Source organism: Nocardia takedensis NBRC 100417 (assembly GCF_000308695.1).
In the GTDB taxonomy this organism is placed as follows: domain Bacteria; phylum Actinomycetota; class Actinomycetes; order Mycobacteriales; family Mycobacteriaceae; genus Nocardia; species Nocardia takedensis.
The window spans coordinates 1-6,942 of sequence record NZ_BAGG01000216.1; the positions used below are offsets into that span (position 1 = coordinate 1).

The 6,942-nt window shown below is 66.5% G+C and carries 7 protein-coding genes; 3 read left to right on the forward strand and 4 right to left on the reverse strand.

The window, feature by feature from the left end:
* Positions 1–588: 588 nt before the first annotated feature.
* Positions 589–1,029, reverse strand: a complete 441-nt coding sequence (locus tag ON30_RS28190) for a hypothetical protein (RefSeq protein ID WP_157183874.1) — start codon at positions 1,027–1,029, stop codon at positions 589–591.
* 372 nt (positions 1,030–1,401) lie between these two features.
* Between ON30_RS28190 and ON30_RS28195 the strand changes: the two genes are divergently transcribed.
* Positions 1,402–1,836: a DUF6461 domain-containing protein gene (locus ON30_RS28195; protein ID WP_157183875.1), complete on the forward strand. Its 435-nt coding sequence runs from the start codon at positions 1,402–1,404 to the stop codon at positions 1,834–1,836.
* Positions 1,837–1,880: 44 nt separating this feature from the next.
* Here ON30_RS28195 and ON30_RS28200 read toward each other — a convergent pair whose 3' ends face one another.
* Complete coding sequence (locus tag ON30_RS28200) at positions 1,881–2,840, reverse strand: ATP-dependent DNA ligase (RefSeq protein ID WP_157183876.1); 960 nt, start codon at positions 2,838–2,840, stop codon at positions 1,881–1,883.
* A gap of 51 nt (positions 2,841–2,891) precedes the next feature.
* Complete coding sequence (locus tag ON30_RS28205) at positions 2,892–3,506, reverse strand: Hint domain-containing protein (RefSeq protein ID WP_040712111.1); 615 nt, start codon at positions 3,504–3,506, stop codon at positions 2,892–2,894.
* A gap of 81 nt (positions 3,507–3,587) precedes the next feature.
* On the opposite strand from ON30_RS28205, the gene imuA' reads away from it, so the two are divergent.
* The gene (imuA', locus tag ON30_RS28210; protein ID WP_157183877.1) at positions 3,588–4,361 is read left to right on the forward strand and encodes a DnaE2-dependent mutagenesis accessory factor ImuA'; all 774 of its coding nucleotides are present in this window, start codon (positions 3,588–3,590) and stop codon (positions 4,359–4,361) included.
* 163 nt (positions 4,362–4,524) lie between these two features.
* A complete protein-coding gene (locus ON30_RS39510) occupies positions 4,525–5,007 on the forward strand; it encodes a hypothetical protein (protein ID WP_157183878.1) in 483 nt (160 codons plus the stop codon).
* Between the two features lie 137 nt (positions 5,008–5,144).
* Here ON30_RS39510 and ON30_RS28220 read toward each other — a convergent pair whose 3' ends face one another.
* A complete protein-coding gene (locus tag ON30_RS28220) occupies positions 5,145–5,756 on the reverse strand; it encodes a hypothetical protein (protein WP_157183879.1) in 612 nt (203 codons plus the stop codon).
* Positions 5,757–6,942: the final 1,186 nt, after the last annotated feature.

Below are 6,942 nucleotides of genomic sequence, written 5' to 3' on the forward strand. Positions count from 1 at the left end.
TCCCGACAGCGAGACCAGGTAGTGGTCGTATCCGCCGAGTCCTGGTGCCGGCGCCACCGAGAAATCGAAGTCCGTACGGGCGGTGGCCGAGGTGTGGTTGGACCGGGCCGAGTGTGCGTGTGCGGTGGGTGTGGTCATGGCGGCGGGCACGCCCCCTTTCGGCGTCGTGGTCGGCTCTGGTGGTGAGGTGTCACCGGGGAGGTCGTCGGCGGGTCACGCTGTGTCGAACCGTGCGAACGGGTCCGGTCGGTACGGCGGCAGGCGGGGCGCGGTCGCGATTGGTGAAGGTCACCGACGTAGCCGGGAAGCGAGGCGATGACCGGGCCGGCAGCGATCTCGATCGGATCGGAAAGCGACATCGCAGATACTCCTTGGTCGGTGACAGGGGACCCGCCGCGCACCGCGGTGGGGCCGGTGTCGCGTCGGGACGGATGAGAGCGAATACGGGCGGATGCAGCGCGGGCGATGGGCGTCGGCGGTGTCGAGTCGCGCACGGTCGAGCGCTGGTCCCGGCACGTGGACCATCGGCGGCATCGCGGCCTTCGAAACCTGGTCGGGCCGAATCGATGCGCGGGTATGTTCTCGGGGTCAGAGCGGGCGGTGGAAGTGCAGGGTGCTGCCGTGATGGGGGTGGAAACGGTTGGTTTCGAAGAAGCGGCGGCGCTGCCATCGGTGGGTGATCTCGGTGTCGAGGACCACGGTCAGCCGTGTCGCGCCCGCGGCGGCGGCGCGGGCAGCGAACGCGTCGAGCAACGCGGCACCCGCCCCGCTGCCCGGAGTCAGGCAGCCCATCAGTGCGATGTGTCCGCTGCGCGGTCGACCGGCCAGAAACCCGACGACGACACCGCCGTGTATCGCCATCGGATGCGCCGTCGCGCCGTCGGGGGCGGGCTCTGTCATCCGTCTCGGGTGGGTGAAATCGGAATCGACCAACGAATGGGTGTCGGCGAGCCGCTGCAACAGGGCCTCGACGGCACCAGGAGCAACGTGCCCGGGGCCGCGTTCGACGATAACGAACGGATCGGACACCAGGTCAGCCTCGCACACCCCGACAACCCGACCCGGCTCCACCGATCGCCGACCGTCAGATGACAGAGCAGGACCAAGCAGTCCGGCGCGTCGGCGTCCTCTCGGTGGGCAGCTCTTGCGGTTATGACTGGGGGAGGGTGGTGAGCGATACGGTCCGCGTGTCTGTTGCCGGCGTCACCGGAGCCGAGAAGTGTCGGTGTGCCTGGGCACAATGGGACGAGATAGCCCGGTCGTCGTGAATCCCGTTTCGGTGGTGAGAAATCGGACGACGCGGCACGCGGTAGCGGCATCGGCGCGAGGGCGTCGTGATGACGGAGAGGCGATGCGATGGGTTGGAAGGTTCAGGGTTTGGCCGTGGCAGGGAGCCCTGATGTGTCAGGTCTGGCGGGAAGACCGCGCGACAGCGGGGAACGCGTCGATCTCGACGCGGTGTTCGCGCGGCCCTACGACCTCGGGGTGGCCTCGGTCGGCGGCTGGACCTGGATCGCCGATCCTCATTTCCGGGTGGTCTTCGACGACCAGGCGACGACGTTCCTCGCCGCGGGCACCAGCGCGGTGGCGTGGGTGACCAACAGCGTGGCGAGCGTGCACGGTTTCGCCTTCTACCGCGACGGCCTGCCCCTGCGGAGGATCGTGCACGCCGAAGGCGAGGTCGCCGAGGAACACGGGCGACCGTTGCCCCAGGAGACCTCGGCGCCGGAGCCGATCGGGGAAGACTACGTCTTCGAGATGATCGAACGCGTCACCGAAGTGGCATGGGGTGATGTCGCGGACGCGCTCTATGACATCTGGGCTTACACCGACTGATCCGCAGTCCCCTACGCGAGGACCGCCACGCCTGGCCGGGCCCGCTACGACGGCCAGGCCACCTCCGAGGCGGGGATGTCGGGTCGCAGACCTCGCCAACTCGGGTGGCGCAGCCCCCGGTCCGTGAGCTCCCTGTACTGCACCGACCCGACCACCGTCGGGGCGACCCAGCACACGCTCCCAGATGATCTCGAATCCGAGCGCTCGCCGTGAAGCGGGCTGCGGGGTATGCGGATCCGATCGAGCTCGTTGTGCAGGGCTCGCCGTTCGGCGTCGGTGAATCCGGTCCCGACGTGTCCGAGCCCGACCAACGCCCCGGTGGCGTCGTGGGCGGACAACACCAATGACCCGATCCGCCCGGACGGCCCGGCGGCCGGAATATAGCCGGCCACGACCACGTCGGCCACCTGCCGCAGGACCGTCTTGATCCAGTGTCGGGACCGGACACTGGGCCGATACACCGACTCCAGATGTTTGCTGACGATCCCCTCGAGGTGATGGTCCGCAGCCACTTCCAACAACTGCCGCGCCGCAACCCCGGTCCATGACGGCGGGGTCAACACCCCCGGACCGGACAAAGACAACTCATCGAGCAGTGCGCGGCGGGTGCGGTAGCGCAATGACGTGGTCGGCTCGGCGCCGGTGTGCAGGAGATCGAATACGAAGACCTGCACCGGTACAGCCGAGAGCACCTCGCCCGACGGTCGTGTCCTTCCCATCCGACGCTGCAACCGACGAAAAGACGGTGCGCCACTGCCGGGAGTCGGGGCCACCAGCTCGCCGTCCAGGATCATCCCGTCCGTCCCGACCAGTGCGGCCAAACCATCGGCCACGTCCGGGAACACCGCGGTGATCTCGGCGAGCGTGCGGCTGAACAGCCGCCACCGACCGCGACGACACGCCGCGATCACCCGCATCCCGTCGTACTTCATCTCCACGGCCCAACCGCGTGGATCGTCGGGCGGCCTCCCTGGGGTCGCCAGCATCGGAGCGGGCACTACCACTCAATCAGCATACTTTCAGCTACCGGACATTCGGTGGGTCCGCGCGGGCGATCACGGCCTGCCGTGATCACGGCGGAAGCAGAGCTCGCCGGTGAGCAGCCGATACGCCGTGGCGAGGGTGACGGTGTGGTAGCCACGGTGATAGCCCTGGGCCGCGGCGTGGAAAAGCCTGTAGCGGCCGGTGTCGCGGGTGTGCCAGGTCGCTCGCACCTTGGTGTCGATCTCACAGCCGGGCGGGGACCACTGGGCGGTGAAGGTGACGAAGGGGGCCTCGGCGTTGTCGACGGCATGGACGACGCTGTAGGCGCGGCGATGTTGATGGGCGAGGTCGATCAGCTCGGCCATGGATCGTGGCGGCGCGAACGGCGGCAGCTCGGTGGTGGCCCGCGTGCGTGACGGTTCGGCGGCGATCAACTCGACCTCGGCGGCGAGGCTGTCCGCCACGCGCACATCACCGCCTGCGAAACGCACGGCGTACCAAGGGCGCAGATCCTGCCCGAGTTCGGCGGTCACACACGCGACCGTCCGTGATCCGGCGAACCCGTGCTCGTCACGAATCCGATCACCGGCCCGCAAGTCGCGCACGGTGACCGCCCGGCCCCCGGGCGAGGAGGGGGTCGCGGTGTCGGTGGTGTCGGAATGGTCTCGAGGATTGGTGCGCTTCACTGAGTTGGTCCTTCCCGGGGTGGTCTAGCCGCGTGTGGATACGGCAGTGGGGAGTGCACCCCCGCTCGCCTGTGCGAACATATGTTCGACATGGAGGTGTGTGTGAGCGGTCAAGGCGATGTAGATGCCTCGACCCGCGGCTCACGTGACTGGCAACTGGAGGCATTGAGGACGCGGATCGCGGCGATGTCGCCTCGCTCCGTCTCGGTAGCGGCCCGATCGGTTGGCGATCGGGCGGCCGGTAGCGGGGACGAGGTCCTGCCGGTGCCTGATTGCCTGGCGGCGGTGCTGCCGGGCGGTGGATTGCGGCGCGGCACCATCGTCGGCTGCCCGCGCGGCTCGCTGCTGCTCGCGCTGCTGGCGGAGGCGACCGCTGCCGGGTACTGGTCCGCAGTCGTGGGGAATCCCCAGATCGGCCTGCTCGCCCTTCACGAAATGGGCGGCAAGCTGGGAAAACTCGCCCACATACCCGATCCCGGCCTCGATGCCCTCGCCGTCGTCGCGGTCTTGCTGGACGGTGTCGACCTGGTGGTGCTCGACCACCGCGGCAGCGCGGCGGCTTCGCGTTCGCGGGCCGTGGCGGCCAGGATACGCAGTCACCGCGCGGTGTTGATCGTGACCGCCCCCGGGTGGCTACGTCCCGACGTGACGATCGAGGCCCAGGTCGTGGACTACAGCGGCTTGGGTCGTGGACGTGGGCGCCTGACGGGAATCGAGTTCGAGTTGCCCGTAACCGGCCGCGCGAGGCAACCGCGTACCACCAGGATCGCCCTGACAGGTACAGGCTGTGGGCAGACCAGTTGGAAATCCAGTGTTGGGTGGGAACCGCGAACGCAGCGGAAGCAGATCGGCTGAGGCTGCCTGGACGAGCCGAAGAACCCGGACGTGCGGGGGCGCGGGGTAGCATCGGTGGTGGAGGATCAGCAGGCTGACCGAGACCTCTGGGGGTCAGCTGATGGCTAAACGTCGACCGGCGCGCTCAACGCGAACGGCTCGATCACCGGAAATGACGCAACGAGTGGAACGCTCGCGCGAGCGTGTGCGCCGCCGTCGTGAACTCGCCCGCGAGCGGGATCGCGCGATCGCCGCGGCGGTGCGCCGCTATCTTGCCGACTGGCAGGCGATCACAGACTGTGAGGCCAAGCGCGAGGCCGAGGTCGCCGAACTGCGCAGGCAGATCAGCGTGGTAGAAGACGAAGCTGCTCGGAAGATCGCGACTCTGCGCGCTGATCAGGGCAGTGCGGCCATGACAATTCGTGACCAGCCCGGCCACACCGACGACGACGTCGCCGACCTTCTCGAAATCACCCCCAAGCAGGTCCGCCAACTCATCTCGCTCGCTCGCGAGAAGCCCGCGTTTCCGTCTGATGCGCCGGAGGGCAACGAGCAAGCTGGCGCCCCGAGGGAACATGTTCGGATTGAGGTGAGACAGGGCAGCTCGGAGGGCACAAGTCCATCAACGCAATCCAGCCTCCCGACGCAAGACGACGATGCTAGATGACGCTCCGTCGCGTCCCTCCCGCGACGGGACGGACCACACACCATCTGTTGGTGGCCTGCACTTCCAAAAAGCGGCGACGGAGGACGGACCTGCGCGCGGATAGGCCGATTAGTGTGTGGATTCGCCCTCGCTCAGCGCTAGTTAGCGTCGTTGTAGCGGGCAGCCTGCCAGACATGCCACCGGAACTGCTGCGGTGACAACGGCTGCCGCAGCGGTATGCCCGCCACAGGCGAGGACGGCCAGTACGCGGCTGCACAACGATGGCAGTAGAACCCCGCGCCCCACACGGCCTGCGCAACCGGGCGGCCGAACAGGATCCGGTAGTTGTGACGGCGTCGACCCCGCGTCGCCGCGAGCACCAGTATGCCCGGAAAAGAGAGGAACAGGGTCCCAATCACAGTCGATGAGGCCATCTCTTGCTGTGCTCGCCCCGGCTCAGCTCCGAGCGTGCCGATTACCATGATGATCAGCATCAACATTGCAGGAATCAGCAGGATCAAACCCAGCCGGGTGAGCCGGCTCGTCGGCTTCCAGTCGGGCTCGCGAGCGAAACTGGCTGCGAGAGAGGTGGTATGGGTCCGATCGATGGTCATGGTGCCGAACGTCGGCACCAAGCCAGCGTTGGACACACCGACACCGGAATACGTTCCGGTGTCCGTCGAGACCGAGGTCCCATCCGCGCACAACGCGGGCACACTCTGCACCCAATCAAGCCGCCCGCAATTCGGGCAGGTGATGTCAACACTCATCCACGGATCTCCCGATCGGCCCGCCACATGCTTGCGGAGACGCGGCGGTGCAGCCTGCGATGAAACCTCTGGCAATCGGTATTGAACACCGGGAGAACCGCCATGTCGATAGGTCGAATCTGCATAACGCATGGTCCATTTCCTCCTGATTGTGCGTGCGCAAGCAGCCTTGACGACCTCGGCACCAACAGAGGCGCGACGGCAAATGGCTGGTAAATGCGAGGTCGCCACTGCGCCGGAAGTCGGAAAAGCGCCGCATGCCAGCGGGCCGACAAGCCGCTCGCGTAGTCCAGTTGTGCGTTAGATCACAGTGCGGCCCTTGGTTGGGCTTGTAGGAGGGCAGCATCCTTATGGCCCCGTCGATGGCGGTGGCGTAGAGGATGGCGCGAAGCTCCCTGGAATCGCGGACACTGGGAGTCCGCAGAGGTCCTACAGCCGTCAACCTGCGGGGAATGTGAGGGCGGTCGGTCGCAGAATTGCCCTCGATCCGATTCAGCCGAAGCAGTTTTGATTGGGCTGGCGGCCGACGACGCGGCCGTTACGACTACTGCTTGCGCGTCCCATCCATCCACACCCTGTGTGCTCTCCACCAGCATCGTTCGCATCGGATGGTGCGGATTCCCAAGCAATTGCACAGGGTTGTCCACCGATTCGTCCCCAGGTGGGACTCGACAGGTCGTGCACACCACTCACAGGCCGAATTCCACAGTATCCACAGGCAGATTCACGCACAGGCCCTGACCAGCCATCCTTGGAAGTTGCCCCTGTGGATTCCTCGAGGAATCCCTGTTGAGTCCTCGAGGAATCCTCGAGCTGTCCACCGATCGGTGCACAGCTGTGCACAACCGGGTGAATACGGTGGAACAACTCGAGGATCACTCGAGGATGAACGGTGGACAGATTCAGGCCGTCCACAGACGCCTCGCGTTCATCCTCGAGTCACCCCATGTCCATCCCCACCGCACCACACCGCGTGAGCTGCGAAGACGAGCTCAGTCCACAGATTCCACAGCACCTACTACTACTTCGGTTCTTCTCCTAGAAGAGTTCTTTTCAAAACAGGCTGTGTGGAAAGTCGATCCAGACGCTCGGCTCCGCGGTGGGGCCCCTTCCACAGGCCAGGCAAAGGGCGATCGGCCGCTTCAAAGCCGTTGCCCTCGTGTAGCCCTCGGATGCGCGCGCGTTA

What these genes read in the sequence shown, in the direction of transcription:
- imuA' (WP_157183877.1), top strand. Translation starts at nt 3,588, where the DNA reads ATGTTCGACATGGAGGTGTGTGTGAGCGGTCAAGGCGATGTAGATGCC.
- ON30_RS28220 (WP_157183879.1), bottom strand. Translation starts at nt 5,756, where the DNA reads ATGAGTGTTGACATCACCTGCCCGAATTGCGGGCGGCTTGATTGGGTG.